We start from the raw sequence: 19885 nt of genomic DNA, 5'->3' as shown, positions 1-19885 counted from the left end.
TCCGAGCCGGTCGGCCGATTACTCTTCCGGTGCATCGGGGAAAGCCTGCTGGGTGTAACCACCGCGCAGCGTTCCCTCGAGGTAGGCGGCCTTGCAGGCGCGCCGGGCGATCTTGCCGCTGGACGTACGCGGAATGGAACCCGCGGGCACGAGCAGCACGTCACGCGCGGTGACGCCGTGGCGCTGCGAGATCGCCGCGCGAACGGCGTCGGCGATCGGGCCCGGGTCGGCCTTGCCGGCGCCGGGACCGCGTTCGGCCACGATCACCAGCTGCTCGGAGGCGTCGTCGGCGTCGAACTTCAGGCCCGAGTGGCTGTCGGCGGCGAAGACCTCGGCGGGCAGCTGGTTGGCGGGCACCGCGAAGGCGGCGACGAAACCGGGGCGCAGCGCCGTCGAGGCCTCCTGGGCGGAGTACTCGAGGTCCTGCGGGTAGTGGTTGCGCCCGTCGACGATCACCAGGTCCTTCACGCGACCGGTGATGTACAGCTCACCCTCGAAGTACACGCCGTAGTCGCCGGTGCGCATCCAGTCGGCACCGGGCTCGGTGCCCTCGGTGTGCCCACCCGGCTGCGCTTCGGCGATCTTGTTGCGGAACGTCTTGGCCGACTCGTCGGGGCGACCCCAGTAGCCGATGCCCATGTTCTTGCCGTGCAGCCAGATCTCACCGACCCGGCCGTCGGGCAGCTCACGGCCGCCCTTGGGATCGTCGATCGACTCCGGGTCGATGATCGCGGCCCACTGCGACAACCCGACGTAACCGCAGGAGACCTGCGCGATGGCGTTCGGCGCGGTCGGCTCGACCCGAACCATCCGGCCCGCGTTCAGCTCGTCGCGGTCGACGTAGATGTACTTGGCCTCGTCCTCGGACTTGGTCGCCGAGACGAACAGCGTCGCCTCCGCCATGCCGTAGCAGGGCTTGATGGCCGTCTTGGGCAGACCGAACGGCGCGAACGCCTCGTTGAACTTCTTCATCGAGGACACGGTCACCGGCTCGGACCCGTTGATCAGGCCGATCACGTTCGACAGGTCCAGCGACTCGCCCGCCTTCGGCACCCCACGCGCGGCGGCGTGCTCGAACGCGAAGTTCGGCGCGGCCGCGAACGTGCCGGCACCGTCGGAGACGGCGGCCAGCTCGTTGATCCAGCGCGACGGGCGGCGCACGAACGCGCTCGGCGACATGATGGTGATGAACTTGCCACCGACGGCGGGCAGGATCACGGTCAGCAGGCCCATGTCGTGGAACAGCGGCAGCCAGGTGACGCCGCGCGAGTTCTCGTTCATGTTCAGCGACTTGATCATCTGCAGCAGGTTCGTCCCGACCGCGCGGTGCGTGATCTCCACGCCGGCGGGGGTGCGGGTGGAACCCGAGGTGTACTGCAGGTAGGCGATGTCGTCGATCGCGGTGTCCGGCCGGACCCACGAGTCACCGAGGGTGTCGGGGATCGCGTCGACGGCGATGATGCGCGGGCGCTGAGCGGCGGGCAGCGAACGGAAGAACTGGCGCACGCCTGCCGCCGAGGAGGTAGCGGTGAGGATCGCCGAGGGCTCGCAGTCGCCGAGCACGGCGTGCAGCCGGTCGGTGTGGCCGGGCTCGTCGGGATCGAACAGCGGCACCGAGATGGTGCCCGCGTAGATCGCGGCGAAGAAGGAGATCACGTAGTCCAGGCCCTGCGGCGCGAGGATCGCGACCCGGTCGCCCGGGTTGGTCACCTGTTGCAGGCGAGCGGCCACCGCGCGCAGCCGAACTCCGAACTCCTGCCAGGTCAGCTCGTGCACCTCGCCGTCGCGTTCCCGCGAATAGTCGATGTAGCGGTACGCGAGCGTGTTCGCATCGTTACGGGTGTGCTTCTCGACGTGATCGACCAGGGTCCGACCCTCGGGAATAACGATGTTCCCGGTCTCGTCCAGGTAGTCGTCGAAAGTCTCTTCCATTCCTTCTTCTCCTCCGAGGCCGAGTCACCGGTGAATTCGTCCAACGCATTTCGACGTTGACGCCGGTGCGGCCACGACTCGCTATCGCCACCGGCCCCCGGAGCACGCCGGAGCGTGCATCCTGACAACCTGCGGATTTTCGAGCGGTCTGCGCGGTAGACCGCTATCGGCTAGATGTTCTCAAACCAGAGTCATGTTACAGAGAACCCCCGCTCAGTCCTCCCGCAGCAGCGGAATGACAGGCGCGAACGCGTCCATCTGGGTGGGGAAGATGCCGACATACGACATCGACGTGAGTTCGCGCACACGCTTGATCTGTTCGGCGATTTCCTCGAACGTGCCGATCGCGACGTAGGGCGAGTTCAGAATATCTTCCACCGACAGTTCCACGTCGACCTCGAGGTCCGGGTGCAGGCCACGATCGATCGCGCGCAGCGCCATCTCGGCGGTCTTCTCCCGGTCGTCGGTGATGACGATGGCGGTGATGGCCCAGTTCAGTTCGATGTCGGCGAACCGGTCACCGGCAGCGGCCTTGACGATGTTGACCTTCTCGATCGTCTTCTCGAGCGTGATGCCCGAGAGCAGGCCCTTGCCGTTCTTGGTCGTCTGCGGCACCACCGAGACGATATCGGCGTGCTTGGCCGCCAGGGCGAGCATCTTCGGGCCGCCACCACCGGTACACAGCGGCGGACGCGGGCCCTGCCTCGGGCGCGGCGTGCCCTTGATGCCGCGCACCTGGTAGTGCTTGCCCTCGAAGTTGCATTCCTGGCCGCGCAGCAGCGTGTCGAGAATCGTCAGCGACTCGTCGAGCTTCTCCAGGCGCACGCCCGGACGCTCGTACGGGATGCCCGCGTTCTCGAACTCTTCCTTGATCCAGCCCGCGCCGACGCCGACTTCCAGCCTGCCCTTGGACAGCACGTCGATGGTCGCCAGGTCCTTGGCGAGCACGACGGGATGGCGGAATCCGTTGGCAAGCACCGAGGTGCCGAGCCGGATCTTGCTCGTGGCCTGCGTGAGTGCGCCCAGCGCGGCGATCGGGCCGATCTGGTCACCCAGGTGATCGGGCACGACGAACGTGTCGTAACCCATCTCCTCGGCTTCCTGTGCCGTCTGGACGAACTTGCGCGCGCCACCCTCCTGCTTGTTGCCCTCGCCCGCCGCGGCGAAACGGAACGGACGCAGCGGCGTACCCAGCGCGGTCAACTCACCGACGGGTGCCCCAGCTTCGGTCATGAACTCTTCGCTCCTGGCTCTCCGGTGTGTTCGGGCGCAATCACCAGCGCACTTTACAGCGTGCGAGCGAACAGTACTGCGGATGTCACAGCGAGGCATGAACCACGCCAAACATGGCGGCCCTGTGACTGTGACAACCTCGTCTTGCGAAACTCAGGAATGCGGTGGATGGGGGGCGTTCTGGATGAGCTCGCTCGCCCAGTTCACCGTCCACTGGGTGGCCGTGGTGCCCTGTCCGTCGACGGTATTGCTCGCGTAGAGCGCATGCACCGGGTTGCCCGCCGACCGGATCAGCGCCGCGAGACTGCCCAGCGCGTTCACCGGATTGAGCGCCTCGCGCGGCGCGTCGCAGATCATGTCGCCGGGGGCGCAGATGGAGAACACCTTCGGTGCCAGCTCGCCGAAACCACCCTCACGCGGGCCGGTCATCGTGATTCCCGGCACGTTCACCCCCCGTAACGCGACTTCGGCACCCTCGCCCGCAGGCGGCGGGTCGCCGATCTCGGTCGGCTGGCCGGGGCCGGTGTTCGCGGTGCGGCGGCCGTCGGCGATCACGGTGACGCCGAGTACCCGGTCGGCGGGAATCGGGCCGTTGCCCGCGCCGATCTGGGCGGCCACGTCACCGGCGATGACCGCGCCCTGGGAGAACCCGGCGATCACGTAGGTGGTGAGCGGACACTGCTGGTGACGCTGGGCCAGGATGTCGGTGGCCCGCGCGGTGCCCTCGGTGCGGCTGTTGTTGTACGAGGCCTGACCGTCCGGCGGGATGGCGATGGGGTTCGAGAACTGTGCCACGTAGGGCACGGTGTACACCTCTAGCCGGTTCTCCGGGAACTGGGCGCGCAGCGGATTGGTGATGCTGAGCATCAGCGAGATCGGATTGGCCGTCGGGTTGTACGGGTCGTCATTGCTCGCCGACTCCCAGGTACCGGGAATCGACAGCAACATCACATCGGGACAGTCCGCCGACTGCGACGTCGGTGGCGGGGGCCCGGGCGGCGTCGGCCCCGGCTCACGCAACCGGCCCGCGAGCAGGTACCACAACAGCACGATGACGATGATCGCCAGGACGAGCAGCGCGAGTACCGTCAGACACCCCGCAGGCCAGAACCTGCGGGTACGTCGCGTCGGTCGGGGATTCATCAGCAGTAGGTGGCGTTCGCGGCCGCGATGTAGATCTCGGCGGCCTTGTTGACGTCCATCTTGGCCGGGTCGAACGCGGCGTCGGTGCCCGCCATCGCGGCGACGAAGGTGGCGATGTCGGCGTCACTCGCGCCGGTGCTCTTCGCCGAGCAGATGTAGGTGGCCGCGGTGATCGCGCTGGTCTGGTCGGCCGGATGGATGCCGTTCTTGCCGAGCTCGTCGAGGAACGCCTTGTCCTTGCCGGTGGCCGGGGTCTCCTCGACGGTCGGCGCGACCAGCGGCTGCTCGGGTGCCGAGGTCTCGGACTCCGGCGCCGCCGAGGTGGTGTCCTCGGCCGCCGAGGTGGCGGGAGCCTGCGTGGTCGCCGACGCGGCGGCGCTCGCACTCGACGAAAGGGTCGGTGTCTGCGAGGCGGTCGAGTCGTTGTCGCCGCAGGCGGACAGCAGGGCGACGGCCGCGAGGGCCGCGACCGATCCGGCTACCTTGCCAGGGATCCGATGCATGAAGATGTCTTTCCTCGATCGTTAGTCAGGGGAGCGGTCGCTGCCAAGGCTAGCCGGACACACGGGTGGTCCGGGCGCCCCGGCACGAACCTCAGCGAGTTCTCAGCCCGAGCTCACACACCGTGCACTTCGGATTTGCCGTCGCGCACCACGATGAACCCGGTCTGAAAGTTCTGCTGCACACCACCCGGAACGGTGAACTCGTCGCTCACCGGATACCCCAAACGGCCGTTCTCGAAGCCCTGTGCGGCCCAGGCGTCGGCCAGCGGGCCCGGTCGCACGGCGAAGGCACCCGAGAGCGGACTCCAGTAGATGGTGCCGCCCTCGAACCGGGTGGCCCGGCCGAAGTCCTTCAGCGGCAGTTCACCCGACACGGGGAACCCGAGCGGGCTGTTCTCGAATCCGAGCTGGGCGTACTTGTCGAGGATGAAACCCTCCACGCGGTGCGCGCCGGTGGCGGCGCTGTGGAACATGGTGCCGTGCTCGAAGGCCTGCACCGCGCCGTCGCGGCTCGGCGTACGCGCTTCGGCGGCCAACGGGTAGCCCGCGGGTCCACCTTCGAAACCCTGCCTGCCCCATTCCTCGAGGAAGGCGCCGCGCACCACCTGCGCGCCGGTCTGCGGCGTCCAGTAGATCGAGCCGCCCTCGAAGGTCTGCATGCGGCCGCGCCCGTCGGGCAGGCCGTGCTCGTCGCCGGTCGGCAGCCCCAACGGCGAAGCGGCACCGCCGATTCCGGCATACGTGCCGCCGATCCGACCGCCGACGGCGTGGGTACCGGTCGCGGCCGAATGGAACACCCGGCCGTTCATGAAGTCCTGCACCACCCCGGCGCCCGCCGCGTACTCCCCCGTGACGCACCCGCCGAGCCAATTCGCCACCTGCACAACCGAACCGATCGCACCGCCCGCCGCGCACTGCACCCCACCGGGCTCCGTGCCGAGCGCGGCCGCTGCTTGCGGCCACGACTGACGCATCTCGAAATCCCAGTACGGCCACGAATGCGTGCCCGCCGGACGGTAATTCGCCTGCACGGGGATCGCGAGCTTCTCCAGCTTGGTCACGAAATTCTGCGTCGACAGACGCGAGAGGATCTCCAGTCCGGTGCCCGCCCAGTTCTCGCTCAGCAGCGGGATCTCGCCCGCCTGATCATGGCTGCCCGCCAGCCCGCTGCCGCTCGAGACGTACATGCTCACGCCTTTGAGCTTCTCCGCGAGCAGATACGGGTCGTGAGCGGCCCACTCGGGGCTGCCGGGCGGACCCCACATGGCCGACGACTCGAACCCGCCCGCGTCGCGGACCGCGAATTCGATCGCCTGCGGCATACCGAGCGTCGTCGTGGTGAGCAGGCCCGAGTACGAGGCCACGTATTTCATCAGGCCGGGATTGCGGCCCGCCAGGTTCATCGCGGCCGTGCCGCCCATCGAAAGCCCCTGGACGCCACGCACATCCGTCGTGCGCCAGTCACGTTCGAGCACCGGCGGAAGTTCCTTGGTGAGGAAGGTCTCCCACTTGTACACACGGCCGTTGTTGGGCTCGAGCCAATCGGAGTAGAAGCTGGACTGACCGCCTACCGGCAGCACCACGTTCACGTTCTTGTCGGCGTAGAAGCCTTCGGCGTCGGCGTCTTTGGTCCAGCCGTTCTCGTCGTCCTGGGCGCGCAGGCCGTCGAGCATCAGCATCATCGGGAACGCGGCGTCGGGGCGGGCGTGCCAGTCGCGGGCCAGCAGCATCTGCACCTGGATGGGGGTGTTCATGGCGGGCGAGAAGACCGTCAAGGCCACCCGTCGGTCCGTCAGCCACTCCACCCGTTGCACCGACGCCACCGCGGCCTGTGCGGGCGTGGGAACGGCGAGCGCGGGACCGAGCAGGGCGGCGGTCATGGCCGCGATTCCGAGGATCCGCCGAATCGGCGCCCGGAGACGATGTTTCTGCAACACGCGCGACCTCCTATCCCCACCCTGGGACACAGCCTCCGTCACGTTGTACCGCAGTACCGGCCGATAACCGGGGAAGACACGCGAAGCGCCCGCACAGCAAAAAGACCGGCCCACCCTGCGGGTGAGCCGGTCTTCTCAGCGTTGCTGTGCGGAAACTACTCAGGCACCGAGCGCGCCGAGGATCTGCGGGCGAGCCTTCCACAGCTGGTCTTCCCAGTACTTCCACGAGTGGGTACCGGTGGCCGGGAAGTCGAAGGTGGCCGGGATGCCGAGGCTGGCCAGACGACGCTGGAACGCCAGGGTGCTCACGAACGAGATGGCCTCGATGCCCATCGCGTTGGCGGTGTTGTACACCCCGCCCAGACCGGCCGGACGATCGTGCTGACCGGGCAGGCCGTTGGCCGAGGAGATGAACATCGGCAGACCACGCAGCTCCGGCGCGAACACCATCGGGTCCATCCGCAGCCACGCCGGGCTCCACGGAGCGGCCATGGAGTCGACGTTGAAGCGGCCCGCGTCGAGCATCATCACGCGGATGGCCTCACGCATGCCGGGGGCACCCCAGTTCAGCGGGCCCGACAGCGAGGAAGCGTGCTTGAACTGGTCGCGGTGCAGGGCGGCCAGCCGCAGCGCGGCCGGACCCGACATCGACAGGCCGAGCACCGCGTTGTTGTGGCGGGAAACGCCGTAGCCCTCGAGGAAGGCGGGGAGCTCTTCGGTGAGGAAGGTTTCCCACTTGTAGGTGGTCTTCTGACCGTTGGTGTTGGACGCGGCGGTCCAGTCGGCGTACCAGCTGGACTGGCCACCGACCGGCATCACCAGGGTGACGTTGTCGTTGGCGAACTGCTGCATCGCGTTGGTCTCGAAGGACCAGGCGTTGCGGTCGTCGCGGGCGCGCAGACCGTCGAGCAGGTACAACGCGGCATTGCCGCCATTGCGGGCCCACTGGACCTGGACCTTCACCGGACCCATCTTCGACGGGACCATCAGTTCTTCGTAGCCACCTGCGGGCGCACGCAGTGCGACACCCGGAACCGGCGCGGCGAACGCAGTCGGGGCCGCCGCACCCGCGGCGATCGGCAGCACGAGGGCTGCTGCGCCGACAGCTAGAATTCGATTACGCCAACCACGAGGTGCTGTGCCCCGGGAGGTACCCGGCTGGTCACCCTTCGGCGCGACGGCCTTGCCGAAACGCATGTGAATTCCGCTCTCTTTCTGCTGTTATGGCATGCCAGACACGTCGGTGCCGACAACCGGATCCCGACACTCCGGTCGTCAGAAGAGATGAAACAACGATCTGGTCACACTTACGCTCGCTGGAGGATATTCGACTGGCGAATTACTTGCAAGGGCAGGAACATTCGGCCCGCAAACCGGGTGCTGCAGACACAGAACCGGCGCCGAAATATTCGGCGCCGGTTCATGTTTTGTCAGCCGATATTGTTCGACAGGTCCGGGATCATGCGCAGGGCCTCGTCGTTCCAGGTGTTCCAGGCGTGGATGCCGAAGGGCGGGAACGAGTAGGTGACGTTGCGCGCGCCGAGGGTGGCCATGCGGACTTCGAAGGCGCGAGTGTTCGCCAGTGCCAGCGCTTCCAGCGCCATTCCGTTGACGGTATTGATGTTCGGCCCGTCGGAACTGGTCGGCAAGCCTGAGCCCGCCGCTATCCACAGGCGGGTGTTGTTGCGGACCAGGTTGGGGGCGAACACGAACGGGTCCATCCGCAGCCACTGTGGGCCCCACGGCGGGGCCATGGAGTCCACGTTGTAGCCGCCCGCGTCGATCATGCCGAGGCGGATGGCCTCACGCATACCGGGCGCGGAGATGTTCAGGTAACCCGAGTAGGCGCCTGCGAAGGAGAACTGGTCGGGGTGGTAGGCGGCGAGGGTGAGCGCCGCCGAACCACCCATCGACAGACCGAACACGCCGTTGCGGGTGCGGCTGAAGCCGAGCCGGTCGCCGAGCGCGTTGGGCAGTTCCCTGGTGAGGAAGGTTTCCCACTGGTACCGGTAGCTCTTGCCCGGTCCGCCTGCGAACGCGTCGATCCCGCCGGAACCGGTGGCGGGACCGGTGCCGGGCACACCGAAGAAGCTGCTCGGGGAATTCCAGTCGGCGTAGAAACTCGACATTCCACCGACCGGCATCACCACGTTGATATCTGCCCGCGCGAGCGCGTTGGGGATATCGGTCTCGATTTCCCAGCCGTTGAGATGCTCGGGGGCACGCATGCCGTCGAGGACATAGACCACTCGATTGGTGTTGCCGTTGGCCGCGCGCAGAATGCGCGTCTTCACCGGGCCCATGCCGGAATCGACCCAGAAGTCGAACGCGGCCGGGTTGAAGCCCGCGGCGGCCGGCGCGGCGGTACCGCCGACGGCCGTGGCGAGCGGGACGAGCAGAGCCATGGATACGCCCGCGGCCCATCGCCGCACCCACGATCCGCGGGTTGCGGTCTTCACGGGTCCACGCTCGCGGCGCAGTGTTCGCATTCGACTAGACCTTTCTCGGCAGACCGATAGCGCAAACCCCGAGCTACGCAGTCGGATTCCTCATCGGGCGCCGAAATGTGATCGAACCAGGGCAAAACGGACGATTCAACCTCGACGCATGCTCACTGAGTATCAAACGCTTCACGAACGCTTACATGTTGCTGGAAAGTGACCCGCAACACAACTCTCGGTGATCTGTCGCACATGATTCGTCACCGTCTTTGCCTCGGATCGTGACGCGAAAACACAAAACCGCCCGGGTGCGAATGCACCCGGGCGGTTTCGCGTGAAACCAGCCGACTCAGCCGATATTGGCCGAAAGGTCGGGGATCATGCGGTGGACTTCCGCTTCCCAGTTGCGCCAGTTGTGCACGCCGGTGATCGGGAAGTCGAAGGTGGCGTTGCCGCCGCCGAGGGTCGCCATGCGGACCTGGAACGCGCGGCTGTTCACCATCGCGAGCAGCTCGAGCGGAACGCCCTGCACGATTTCCATCGGGTTGGACACATCGCCCGCGCCGGGGATACCGCTGGCCGCCGAGACCCAGACGCGGGTGCCGTTGGCGACGAGGCGCGGCGCGAAGACAAACGGGTCCATGCGCAGCCACTGCGGGCCCCACGGCGGCGCCATCGCGTCGATGTTGAAGGCGCCCGCGGAGATCATGGCGGTGCGCATGGCCTCACGCATACCGGGCGCGGAGATGTTCAGGTAGCCGGAGAACGAACCGGCGTAACTGAACTGGTCGGGGTGGTAGGCGGCCAGGGTCAGGGCGGCCGAGCCACCCATCGACAGACCGAAGACACCGTTATTGTTGGGGTTGAAACCGAGCCTGCTCGACAGCGCGTTACGCAGATGCGTGGTCAGGAAGGTTTCCCACTTGTAAGTGTTCTTTTTGCCCGCCACCTGGGCCGGAGCGATCGACGAACCGGTCATCGACGAGCCGGTGGCCGCCGAACCGGTGGAGCTACCGCCCGAACCGGCGTCGAGGCCGAAGAAGTTGCTCGGCGCGTTCCAGTCGGCATAGAAGCTGGACTGGCCGCCGACGGGCATCACGACGTTGATGTTGGCGTCCATCAGCGCGCGGGCGACGTTGGTGTCCTTCTCCCAGCCGCTGAGGTCGTCCTGGGCCCGCATGCCGTCGAGCGCGTACACGACCCGGTTGGTGTTGCCGTCGGCCGCGCGGAAGATCCGCGACTTGATCGGGCCCATTTCGGAGTCGACCCAGAAATCGAAACCACTGGGATCGAATGCCGCCGTCGCGGTGCCGGTGGGACCTGCCACCGACGCCCCGAGCGGCAGCACGATCGCCAACGAAACCAGCACCGACCGCTTGAGCCAGCCGGCTCCCCTGGTTCTCAGACGTCCGCCACGCATTCTGTGTTGGGCCTTTCCTCGTGCGGTTCACGCGGAACCGCGGTTGCAATGACCGCCGACTGACATCCGGCACACCAGTGCGCCGACGGAAGTTCCTCGTTGACCCTATCGCTACATCGATAGCCTGGCGTTACCAAAAAGTAATTATGTGATCGATTCAGCGCTGTGGCTCGGGGTAGGGGTTGACCAACCCACACCGCTGGATCTCGTACTTCGGGACGCGGTCGATGCGGTACTTCGCGAAGGTCATCGCATTGCGGAGGTTGTGCTTGAACCGATCGAAGGTGAGGGGGTCACGCACGGAGATCATCAGGGCCTGCGTTTCGGGGCACGACATGGCGGTGCGTGCCTGGGTCACCCACTTCTCGTCCATGAACCACGGCATCCACGGATGGATGTCGACCATGCCCGAATCGACGACCACCCAGTCGGGGTACAGGCTCTTGTCGTGGCCGATGCGGCCGTCGACGAGCCGGTCCGAATGCGCGGCCAGCGGGTACGCCAGGCCCATCGGGTCGATCACGCGCACGCTCAGCGGCACGTTCATGCTGGTCATGCCGAGGTTGAGGAAGTACACGGTATGCCCGGCGCCGCCCTCGGGGATGGGCTGCGGCGGCGGGTCGAGGTACCAGAAGGTGAACGACGGCGAGTTCAGCAGCAGGCCGCCGTTGGGGTTGTTCGCGATGTCGTTCACCATCGCCCGCATGCGCGGGTAGTCGAGGTAGTCCTCGGCGCGGATCGGATGGTCGTGACCGGTGTTGAGCACGTAGTACACGCGCTCGTCGACGATGCCCGAGGCGCTGATCTTGGTTCCGGTGGTGATGGCGGTGGTGCTCGCCGCGTACAGCGACCAGCCCGCCGTGCCGAGCAGCGCGACGAGCAGCACCGCGAACGACCAGTCCCGTGCCGCGAACGCGCGCACCGGGATGGGGACGACAGCCACCGGGAGCAGCAGCAGGAACAACTGGGTGAGCAGCATCCGGCCGTGCATGAAGTCACCGCCGACGCGCACCGCGTACACGGTGAGCAGCACGCCGCTGAGCAGCACCATCACCACGACCGCGCTCGGCGAACGGAACCACGAGCGAATCGCGGCGATCGACCAGGTGGGCTTCACCCGGAACCCGTGCGCCATGGCGGCGAGCACGCCCGCGACCAGCAGGACGAGCAGCGGGATCCACAAGTAGTAGGGCCCGACCAGATCGGCCAGGTACTTCAGACCCTGCCCCCACTTGGCACCGCCCGCGTCCTTGGCGACGGCGGTGTTCGGATAGGGCAGGCCGTAGTAGCCCATCCGCCAGATCTGGTAGGCGACCGGGACCAGCCCGGCGACGAGAACGATCAACGCGCGCAGCACCACCGGCCCGAACCGGAACTGCGGCATCGGCGCGAGGAAGATCATGCCGAGCGCGAGCGCCCCGATCAGGGCGGCTTCGGGCCGGACGAGTGGTGCGAGACCGGCAAGGAAAACCAGCCCGAGCAGCCCCGGAACCCGCACGACCGCGGCCTGGCTCCAGCGGATCATCAGCCACCACAGCAGCCCGACCCAGCAGATGACCAGGCCGCTCTCCAGCCCGGAGGTGGCGTAGTCGCGGGCGGGCGGCAGCGCGATGTAGACGAGTACACCCGCCGGGATCAGCAGCTGACCGGTGCTTCCGCCCCACAGCCGCGCGGTGCCGAGCATGGCGAACACCATCGCGAGCACCGAGACGACGAGCGCGACACCGAGCACCACGTATTCGAGCCTGGCCTGGGTGACCCAGCTGAAGAACCAGACGATGTAGGTCCAGGCGGTGCTGGTATTGGTTTCGACCCGCTCGTCCATGTTGAAGACCGGGCCGTTGCCCGCGAGCAGGTTGCGCACTGTGCGAAGGACGATGAGCCCGTCGTCGGCGATCCAGCGCCGCTGCCAGGCACCGATCGCGAACAGCGCGGCGGTGAGCACGACCCCACCGACGAATGTGGCCCGGGACGCGGCTGCGAAACGCGCGGCCGGGCGCGCCTGTTCGGCGCTGCCCAGCCGTTCGTCTTCAGATGATTCCCGCTCCGCTACCACGATCTCGTCAGGTGAGATAGACAGCGACACCTACCGCTCCGATCCAGGCAATAGCGAGGAACTGCAGGATGCGGTCCCCCAGCGCGATCTCTTCGGGTTCACCGGCCTCGCCACCATCGACGTCGACCGCGTAACGCAGGACTGCGATGGTAAACGGCACCATCGAGATCGCGTACCACTGGGTGTCACGGGCCTCACCCTGCTGGAACGCCCACAGTCCGTAGAACACCACGAGCGCGGTGGCCGCGAGCGTCCAGACGAAGCGCAGGTAGGTGGGGGTGTAGTACTGCAGCGACTTGCGGATCTTGGCGCCCGTGTCGAGCGCGATCTGCAGTTCGGCGTAGCGCTTGCCCGCCGCCATGAACAGCGAACCGAACGCCATGATCAGCAGGAACCATTGCGACAGTTCGATATCCGCGGCCGCGCCACCGGCGATGGCGCGCAGCAGGAAGCCCGAGGAGACGATGCAGATGTCGAGCACGGCCTGGTGCTTGAGCCCCAGGCAGTACGCCAGCTGGATGCCGATGTACACGGCCATCACCACGGCGAGATGCCACGACGCGAGGAACGAACCGGCGATCGAACCGACCAGCAGCACGGCGGCCAGCGCGTAAGCCAGGTTGACAGGAACGACGCCCGCCGCGATCGGCCGGAACCGCTTCGTCGGGTGGGCGCGGTCGGCCTCGACATCGAGCGAGTCGTTGACCAGGTAGATGCCCGAGGCGGCCATGCAGAACACGACGAACGCGATCGCCACGTGCGCGAGGATCCCCAGGTCGCTGACGGCTTCGGGGCCCGCGGCGAGCGGCGCGGCGAGCACGAGCACGTTCTTGACCCACTGACGTGGGCGAACGGCCTTGACGAGCCCGCCGGCCAGGGTCTTCGGCGGGCCCTTCACAGCAGCCTCGTCCAGGACGGCGGCGGACGGTTCTTCGCTCATCTCAGCCAGAGTTCTTTCGGTAGCGGTCACGGGCGGCGTCTCTTTTCGGCGGCGAGCACGGCGGCGGCCGACGCGGCCCCCAGTGCGGAACCGGCGAGCACATCGGAAGGGTAATGCACCCCGAGCACGACCCGGGACAACAGCATCGGTGGCACGAGCACCGCAGGCAAGGGTAGCCCGGTGAGCCTGCCGAGCAACACCGCCGCCGCCGTCGTGGAGGTGGCGTGCGAGGACGGGAAGCTCAGCTTGCTCGGCGTAGACACGTTGACCTGCACCGACGGATCGTTCGGGCGCGGACGGCGGACGATGCGCTTGATGACGATCGACGCCGCGTGCGCCCCGACCGCGCCGACGGCCACGCCCGCCCACTGACGGCGGCGCGGCTTGTCGACCAGCCAGCCCGCCGCCGCGATGCCGACCCAGCCGAGCGCGTGCTCACCGAAGTGCGACATCGCCCGCGCGGCCGACACGACGGCCGGGTTGGTGCCGATGGTGCCCTGCACCGCGTTGAGGATCGCGACCTCGACGGGCACCTCCACGTACTCTCCACTGCACGCGCAGTCGCCGCCACAGCCCTCGTCGAGGAGTTCCAGTTCCGGGTTGATCGCGTTCACTTGCTCGTTCCGTTCAGGCCGAAGGTCTTCTCCCACGCCGCCGTGCTCGTCAGCTCGGCGTGCGCGGCCCGGTAGCGCTGCTGCATCTCCGGGAAGCGGGCGGTGAGCTCTTTGCGCAGGCGCAGAGCTTCTTTGAGCAGCTCCGCCGCCTTGCGCGGGTCGCGCTTGCGGTACACCACGCCACGGCCGTCGGCGGTCGTCACGGTCACGCCGTCGACCTGTGAGAGCAGGAACCAGCGCGCGTCCAGCGTCGGCACGTTGAGCTGCGGTGTCTCGTGGGCGGCCGGGTCGGCCTTGCGGAAGTTGTGCACCACGCCCTTGGCCAGGCGCGCCACCTTGGCGATGGGGTTGCCCGGCTCACCGACGGCGCCGACACCGTGGCGGCTGGCCAGCGGCAGTTCGGTCGACGACGGAACCACGACGGCGTCCGGGTACTCCTTGCGCATCGCGTGGATCTTGCCCAGCGCGCTCGGCAGCAGGTCGAACAGACCTTCCGGCCCGGCGAGGAAGTCGCGGATCGCCTCGTTCTGGATGGCGACCGTGGAGTACTCGAGGCACAGCAGGTGCTTGAGGGTGGCCTTCACCGTGTTCACGATCATCGGCTTGCCGTCGCCCGGCAGGTGCAGCGAGGCGACGACCAGGCGGTTGCGCAGGTGGAAGTAGGCCTGCCAGTCGATGGCGTCGTCCTTGTCGGACCAGGCCATGTGCCACACGGCCGCACCGGGGAGAGTCACCGTGGAATACCCGGCCTCACGCGCGCGCAGACCGTATTCGACGTCGTCCCACTTGAGGAACAGCGGCAGCGGCTGCCCGATCTGCTCGGCGACCTTGCGCGGGATCACGCAGGTCCACCAGCCGTTGAAGTCGACGTCGATGCGCCGGTGCAGCAGCTTGGAGTTGTCGCGGTCCTTGAGCGGGTACTTCGAGAAGTCGTGGTCGTACTCGACGTTCGGCGCCGAGGACCACATGAAGATCCCGCGATCGACGACCTCACCCATGCTGTGCAGGTGCGAGCGTTCCTGCAGGTTCAGCATCTGCCCGCCGACCAGCAGCGGCGACTTGGCGAACCGGGAGAACGCCAGCGCGCGCAGGATCGAGTCGGGCTCGATCTCGATGTCGTCGTCCATGTAGACGATGAACTCGGCGTCGGTCTTGAGCGCCTCGTACATGACGCGGCTGTAGCCGCCGGACCCGCCGAGGTTGGGCTGGTCGTGGATGCTGAGCCGGTCGCCCAGCGTCGCGGCGGCCTCGGTGAAGCCCGGCTCGTCGACGACCTTGCGGTTGCCTTGGTCGGCCACGATCACCGCGGCGACATTGCCGAGCACCAGCGGGTCCGAGCCGAGGGCGGCCAAGGTCTTCACCAGGTCGGTCGGCCGGTTGAAGGTGGGCATGCCGACGGCGATGCTGCCGGTGCCCGGCGCCTCCTGCGGCGCGTACCAGCCGCCCGCGAGCAGGGTGACCGCCGTGTCCGTGGTGATGTCGAACCAGATCCAGCCGCCGTCCTCGAACGGGCCCAGGTCGGTCTCGAACTCCACCGACACCGAATCCGCACCCTGCGGAACGGCGAACTCCTTGCCCTGCACGTGGATTCGCGAACCGTCCGCCTTGGAGCGGTACACGTCGACGCGACCGTGCCCGGCCAGCTCCAGCCGGAGCACCACCGACTTCAGCACGCTCCACCGACGCCAGTAGCTGGCGGGCAGCGCGTTGAAATAGGTGCAGAACGACACCTCCGACTCCGCGCCGATCGAGAGCGCGGTGCGGCTGGTGGCGTGCGCGCGGCGGGCGTTGGTGGTGGATTCCTCCAGGTAGAGGGTCCGCACGTCCAGCGGTTCGCCCGGGCGCGGCAGGATGACGCGTTGCAGCAGCGACTTGGCGCGGGTCTCGGTGGTCACGTCTTCGAGCATCGGTTGCGCGCTCATGCCTCGTCCACCAGGGGCGCGCCCGACTCGAGGTGCGGACGGAGCACGTTCTCGAACATGCTCAGCGCCGAACCGATCGCCATGTGCATGTCCAGGTACTGATAGGTGCCCAGACGGCCACCGAAAAGCACCTTCTTCTCGGCGGTTTCGCGCTTGGCGCGCTCGCGGTAGGCGAGCAGCTTGGCGCGATCCTCCGGGGTGTTGATCGGGTAGTACGGTTCGTCGCCGGTCTGGGCGAAGCGCGAGAACTCGCGCATGATGACCGTCTTGTCGGTCGGGTAGTCGCGCTCCGGGTGGAAGTGGCGCGGCTCGATGATGCGGGTGAACGGGACGTCGGCGTCGTTGTAGTTCATGACGCTGGTGCCCTGGTAGTCACCCTGCTCGAGCACCTCGGTCTCGAAATCGATGGTGCGCCAGCCCAGTTCGCCTTCGGCGTAGTCGAAGTACAGGTCCAGCGGACCGGTGTAGACGACGGGGGCGTCGGGGTTGGCGGCGGTGATCTCGTCACGCACGTCGAACCAGTCGGTGTTGAGGCGCACGTCGATGAGCTCGGAGGCGGCCATGTTCTCCAGCCACTTCGTGTACCCCTCCTTGGGCAAGCCCTCGTAGGTGTCGTTGAAGTAGCGGTTGTCGAAGGTGTAGCGCACCGGCAGGCGGGTGATGTTGCCCGCGGGCAGTTCCTTCGGGTCGGTCTGCCACTGCTTGGCGGTGTAGTCGCGCACGAACGCCTCGTAGAGCGGGCGCCCGATCAGCGAGATCGCCTTCTCCTCGAGGTTCTGCGCGTCGGCGGTCTTCACCTCGGCGGCCTGTTCGGCGATCAGCTTCTTGGCCTCTTCGGGGGTGAAGTAGCGGCCGAAGAACTGCGAGATCAGACCCAGCCCCATCGGGAACTGGTAGGCCTGGCCCTTGTGCATGGCGAACACGCGATGCTGGTAGCCGGTGAACTCGGTGAACTGGGTGACGTAGTCCCACACCTTCTTGTTCGAGGTGTGGAACAGGTGCGCGCCGTACTTGTGAATCTCGATTCCGGTTTCCGGATCGGGCTCGGAGTAGGCGTTGCCACCCAGGTGGTAGCGGCGGTCGATCACCAGCACCCGCTTACCCAGCACGTTCGCGGCCCGCTCGGCCACGGTCAGGCCGAAGAAGCCGGACCCGACCACGATCAGGTCGTACTGGTTTGCCTGGCTGGCGGAATCTGCGTTGACGGAGTTACCCGGGGACGATGCGGCGGTCACGGGTGCCCAGCGTATCGGAAGACCGCCGATTGTCCCGGCGGAGTCCATGACCGACTCCTGACCTGTGCTTTTATCAGCCACTACCCGGCTGGCGCCGAACCGACGGCGATGTGTACGGCACTCTCGGGTGTGAGTCGCTGTTCCGGGGCGGGATGCGAGCGTCAGTAGTGGGGATATGCGGTCGGGCGGCCGGCGCGGATCCAGCGGCCCGTCGAGGGGGCTGCGGTCAGGATGAGGATGATGAGGGGGAAGAACGAGATCACGAGGGCGCCCGCGATCGCGCCGCCGGCCTCCGATGAGGAGGCCTGGCTCAGTGCCATGAGGACCGAGACCCAGGTGCCTGCCAGGGCGAGGACGGACAGCAGGATGAGGAGCACTCGGCCTGCGGTCTTGCGGCGGAACAACAGGATCGAGCCGAGGAACCACAGCAGGCTGGGGACGGCGCCGATGGCGAGGCCGATGGTCACCTCGGACCGGCCGGCTTCGTCGGTGGCGCTGGTCGGCTCGGTGCCGAAGATGAAGGCCGCGGCGATTCCGAGGCCGCCGAGGGCGATCAGCGACAGCAGCAGTGAGATGACCGCAGCGGTGATCGCCGTTCCTCCGCCGGGGCGTGGCCGGCCGTAGCCAGGCGGATACGCACCGTAAGCTGGTGCGCCGTAACCGTATTCGGCATAAGGCTGAGCGCCGTAGGGCTGAGCGTAGGGGTCGGGGGCGTAGCCCGGTTGTGCATAACCCTGCGCCGCGTACGGGTCGTAGCCCTGCGGGCCGTGCGGATACCCCATCGTTTCCCCCTCCTGATGAGCTGTGTGCCCTGGTGCTGACCAGCTGAAACTATACGACCGGTCCGACAAGACCTTTCGGGCGTGCGCGCGTGTAGGCCGCCGTCCACGGCAGGATGGCCATGAGCAGCACGATCGCGCCGAGACCGGTCGCGGTGCCCGCGGCGGTCCAGTTGTGATCGACGATCGCCGTCACCGCCCCCGGCACCCCACCGAGACCGACGAAGATCGAACGCAGTACCGACTGGTCGGCGAACCAGTGGATGCCGTACCCCGAGTCGTAGCCGATGAGCGTGGCGAGCAGGGCGAGCAGCCCGAGGCCGAGTTGCGCCGCGGCGGCGACGATCAGCACCCAGCGACCGGTGTCGTCGCGGCGGGCGAGCAGCAGCGCGCCGTAGCCGAAGGCGAACGCGGCGGCCAGCGCGCCGAGGGTGCTGAAGAGCACGAGCGAATCGTCGAGCAGCTCCGGCTCGCTGAAGAAGGTGCGCAGGACGTACGCCGCGCCGAGCAGATTCGCGACGGCGGCGAGCGCGCCGAGGGTCACGGCGACGACGGCCGTCACGTCACCGAGAGTCGTTGTCTTCTCCTGCTCGAGCATGGTCCGACCGTATCCCGTCCGCCGCTATCGCGTCGCGGTCCAGCGGCGCGTCGGCTCGATCACGCTGAACGCCACGATCACCACATTGAGCCCGAGCCAGCAGTCCAGCGGCCCGAACCGCCAGCCGTGACTCGCCCCGTTCAGCACCACGACCAGCCCCGTCGCGCCCGCCATCACCGCCGCCATGGTGAGCAGCACTCGCCTGCCGAGCATCCGGCGCCGCAACAACAGCACCGCGCCGAGCAGATACACCACGCCGAGCCCGCCGACGATCCCCGCGCCCACATAGTCGAGATCGATCTGACGCCCGAGCGTCCGCAGCACCGCGGTCGCCACCCCGACGACGATCCCCGCCACGCCGACCAGCACCCCCAGCCAGCCCGCGATCAGCGCCGTCACCGCGCGCGAAGGCCCCTCCGGCCGCACCTGCTCCACACTGTCCCCGCTACTTGTCGTCGTTCGGAGTCAGTTATACGGCGGAACCGCCGGGCGTGGGCCGCTCGGTGGGGCGAGCTGGGGATTCGGTTGCGTCGCGACCCATCGGTTGGACGAGGGAAGCACCGTGAGCACCAGAATGAGCGCGGAAACCGTCGACATCCCGACGAACATGACTTTCGACGAGACGGACGAATGCGTGGCCAGTGGGCCGAGACAGGCGAAGATCCCCAATCCACTACCGATGGTCACCATGGTGAGCCCCGCCGGTCGTCGCGCGAGCAGCAACACCCCACCCAGTCCGAGCAGCACGGCGAAGACGGAACCGGTGAACAGCTCGATCTGGTTTTCGAGCTGCATCCGGTCCCAGTCGACATCGACCCTCGGGTCGCGCATGCTTTCCACCACTTTCAGCCCGGCGTAGCCGCCTTGCGCGAGCGCCAGCCCGGCAAGACCGCCGAAGATCGAGATGATCCCCGCGCTCATGACCGCACCGGGCGGCGACCAATCCAGGCTCCGACGCCGTGGCGGCGGCGGAAATCCCTGCGGCCCTGGCTGATTGTGCATTTCTCCCCCGAAAATCCGCGACGGCGCCCGCGGCGAGCGCCGATCGGGAGCCTACCGGCAGGCTCCACCCGCGCAACGCGATCGACCGCGCCCGGACGGTGATCGTCCGGGCGCGGTCGCTGTTTTCACA

General features: G+C 67.5%; 17 protein-coding genes. All 17 read right to left on the bottom strand.

The features are described from left to right. Positions 1-18: 18 nt before the first annotated feature. Positions 19-1932 (bottom strand): long-chain-fatty-acid--AMP ligase FadD32, encoded by a 1914-nt coding sequence (fadD32, locus tag AB0I19_RS22160; RefSeq protein ID WP_357150806.1) that lies wholly within the window; start codon positions 1930-1932, stop codon positions 19-21. A 213-nt stretch (positions 1933-2145) separates the two neighbouring features. Further along, complete coding sequence (locus tag AB0I19_RS22155; RefSeq protein WP_067494879.1) at positions 2146-3165, bottom strand: LLM class F420-dependent oxidoreductase; 1020 nt, start codon at positions 3163-3165, stop codon at positions 2146-2148. 153 nt (positions 3166-3318) lie between these two features. Then, positions 3319-4308: a cutinase family protein gene (locus AB0I19_RS22150; protein WP_067640242.1), complete on the bottom strand. Its 990-nt coding sequence runs from the start codon at positions 4306-4308 to the stop codon at positions 3319-3321. Further along, entirely contained in the window at positions 4308-4811 is a 504-nt protein-coding gene (locus AB0I19_RS22145; RefSeq protein WP_357150805.1) for a DUF732 domain-containing protein, read from the bottom strand. Before AB0I19_RS22145 ends, AB0I19_RS22150 begins: the two co-directional genes overlap by 1 nt. 113 nt (positions 4812-4924) lie before the next feature. Continuing rightward, a complete protein-coding gene (locus tag AB0I19_RS22140) occupies positions 4925-6691 on the bottom strand; it encodes an alpha/beta hydrolase-fold protein (RefSeq protein WP_357151021.1) in 1767 nt (588 codons plus the stop codon). Positions 6692-6907: 216 nt separating this feature from the next. Continuing rightward, positions 6908-7945: an alpha/beta hydrolase family protein gene (locus AB0I19_RS22135; protein WP_243750028.1), complete on the bottom strand. Its 1038-nt coding sequence runs from the start codon at positions 7943-7945 to the stop codon at positions 6908-6910. 233 nt (positions 7946-8178) lie between these two features. Beyond that, entirely contained in the window at positions 8179-9237 is a 1059-nt protein-coding gene (locus tag AB0I19_RS22130) for an alpha/beta hydrolase family protein (RefSeq protein WP_067640238.1), read from the bottom strand. Between the two features lie 301 nt (positions 9238-9538). Further along, positions 9539-10609, bottom strand: coding sequence for an alpha/beta hydrolase family protein (locus tag AB0I19_RS22125; protein WP_181700508.1), 1071 nt, complete (start codon positions 10607-10609; stop codon positions 9539-9541). A gap of 157 nt (positions 10610-10766) precedes the next feature. Then, positions 10767-12629 (bottom strand): flagellar motor control protein ZomB, encoded by a 1863-nt coding sequence (gene zomB / locus AB0I19_RS22120; RefSeq protein WP_357151019.1) that lies wholly within the window; start codon positions 12627-12629, stop codon positions 10767-10769. Between the two features lie 43 nt (positions 12630-12672). Next, positions 12673-13605, bottom strand: coding sequence for a decaprenyl-phosphate phosphoribosyltransferase (locus tag AB0I19_RS22115; RefSeq protein ID WP_067494894.1), 933 nt, complete (start codon positions 13603-13605; stop codon positions 12673-12675). Positions 13606-13631: 26 nt separating this feature from the next. Beyond that, positions 13632-14144 carry a phosphatase PAP2 family protein gene (locus tag AB0I19_RS22110; protein WP_067494988.1) on the bottom strand — a complete coding sequence of 171 codons (513 nt, stop codon included), beginning with the start codon at positions 14142-14144 and terminating at the stop codon, positions 13632-13634. A gap of 71 nt (positions 14145-14215) precedes the next feature. Beyond that, the gene (locus AB0I19_RS22105) at positions 14216-16141 is read right to left on the bottom strand and encodes a glycosyltransferase (RefSeq protein WP_357150804.1); all 1926 of its coding nucleotides are present in this window, start codon (positions 16139-16141) and stop codon (positions 14216-14218) included. After that, positions 16138-17376, bottom strand: a complete 1239-nt coding sequence (gene glf / locus AB0I19_RS22100; RefSeq protein WP_357150803.1) for a UDP-galactopyranose mutase — start codon at positions 17374-17376, stop codon at positions 16138-16140. The genes AB0I19_RS22105 and glf overlap by 4 nt, the downstream gene beginning before the upstream one ends. Before the next feature lie 161 nt (positions 17377-17537). Next, a complete protein-coding gene (locus tag AB0I19_RS22095; RefSeq protein WP_357150802.1) occupies positions 17538-18158 on the bottom strand; it encodes a hypothetical protein in 621 nt (206 codons plus the stop codon). A gap of 49 nt (positions 18159-18207) precedes the next feature. Beyond that, positions 18208-18753: a hypothetical protein gene (locus AB0I19_RS22090; protein WP_357150801.1), complete on the bottom strand. Its 546-nt coding sequence runs from the start codon at positions 18751-18753 to the stop codon at positions 18208-18210. 24 nt (positions 18754-18777) lie between these two features. Further along, positions 18778-19188 (bottom strand): hypothetical protein, encoded by a 411-nt coding sequence (locus tag AB0I19_RS22085; protein ID WP_181700496.1) that lies wholly within the window; start codon positions 19186-19188, stop codon positions 18778-18780. A gap of 30 nt (positions 19189-19218) precedes the next feature. Next, the gene (locus AB0I19_RS22080) at positions 19219-19674 is read right to left on the bottom strand and encodes a hypothetical protein (RefSeq protein WP_357150800.1); all 456 of its coding nucleotides are present in this window, start codon (positions 19672-19674) and stop codon (positions 19219-19221) included. Positions 19675-19885 lie beyond the last annotated feature (211 nt).

The sequence above is a fragment of the Nocardia sp. NPDC050413 genome, from assembly GCF_040655475.1.
Lineage (GTDB): Bacteria > Actinomycetota > Actinomycetes > Mycobacteriales > Mycobacteriaceae > Nocardia > Nocardia coubleae.
Note: the sequence above shows the minus strand (reverse complement) of the source record. Positions and strands in the feature narration are given on the sequence as shown.

Bases quoted from the DNA above. Each gene is read 5' to 3' on its own strand.
- AB0I19_RS22150 (WP_067640242.1), bottom strand. From the start codon at position 4,308: ATGAATCCCCGACCGACGCGACGTACCCGCAGGTTCTGGCCTGCGGGG.
- AB0I19_RS22155 (WP_067494879.1), bottom strand. From the start codon at position 3,165: ATGACCGAAGCTGGGGCACCCGTCGGTGAGTTGACCGCGCTGGGTACG.
- fadD32 (WP_357150806.1), bottom strand. From the start codon at position 1,932: ATGGAAGAGACTTTCGACGACTACCTGGACGAGACCGGGAACATCGTT.
- AB0I19_RS22095 (WP_357150802.1), bottom strand. From the start codon at position 18,158: ATGGGGTATCCGCACGGCCCGCAGGGCTACGACCCGTACGCGGCGCAG.
- AB0I19_RS22140 (WP_357151021.1), bottom strand. From the start codon at position 6,691: ATGACCGCCGCCCTGCTCGGTCCCGCGCTCGCCGTTCCCACGCCCGCA.
- AB0I19_RS22135 (WP_243750028.1), bottom strand. From the start codon at position 7,945: ATGCGTTTCGGCAAGGCCGTCGCGCCGAAGGGTGACCAGCCGGGTACC.
- AB0I19_RS22105 (WP_357150804.1), bottom strand. From the start codon at position 16,141: ATGAGCGCGCAACCGATGCTCGAAGACGTGACCACCGAGACCCGCGCC.
- AB0I19_RS22125 (WP_181700508.1), bottom strand. From the start codon at position 10,609: ATGCGTGGCGGACGTCTGAGAACCAGGGGAGCCGGCTGGCTCAAGCGG.
- AB0I19_RS22115 (WP_067494894.1), bottom strand. From the start codon at position 13,605: ATGAGCGAAGAACCGTCCGCCGCCGTCCTGGACGAGGCTGCTGTGAAG.
- AB0I19_RS22080 (WP_357150800.1), bottom strand. From the start codon at position 19,674: ATGAGCGCGGGGATCATCTCGATCTTCGGCGGTCTTGCCGGGCTGGCG.
- AB0I19_RS22090 (WP_357150801.1), bottom strand. From the start codon at position 18,753: ATGCTCGAGCAGGAGAAGACAACGACTCTCGGTGACGTGACGGCCGTC.
- AB0I19_RS22145 (WP_357150805.1), bottom strand. From the start codon at position 4,811: ATGCATCGGATCCCTGGCAAGGTAGCCGGATCGGTCGCGGCCCTCGCG.
- AB0I19_RS22130 (WP_067640238.1), bottom strand. From the start codon at position 9,237: ATGCGAACACTGCGCCGCGAGCGTGGACCCGTGAAGACCGCAACCCGC.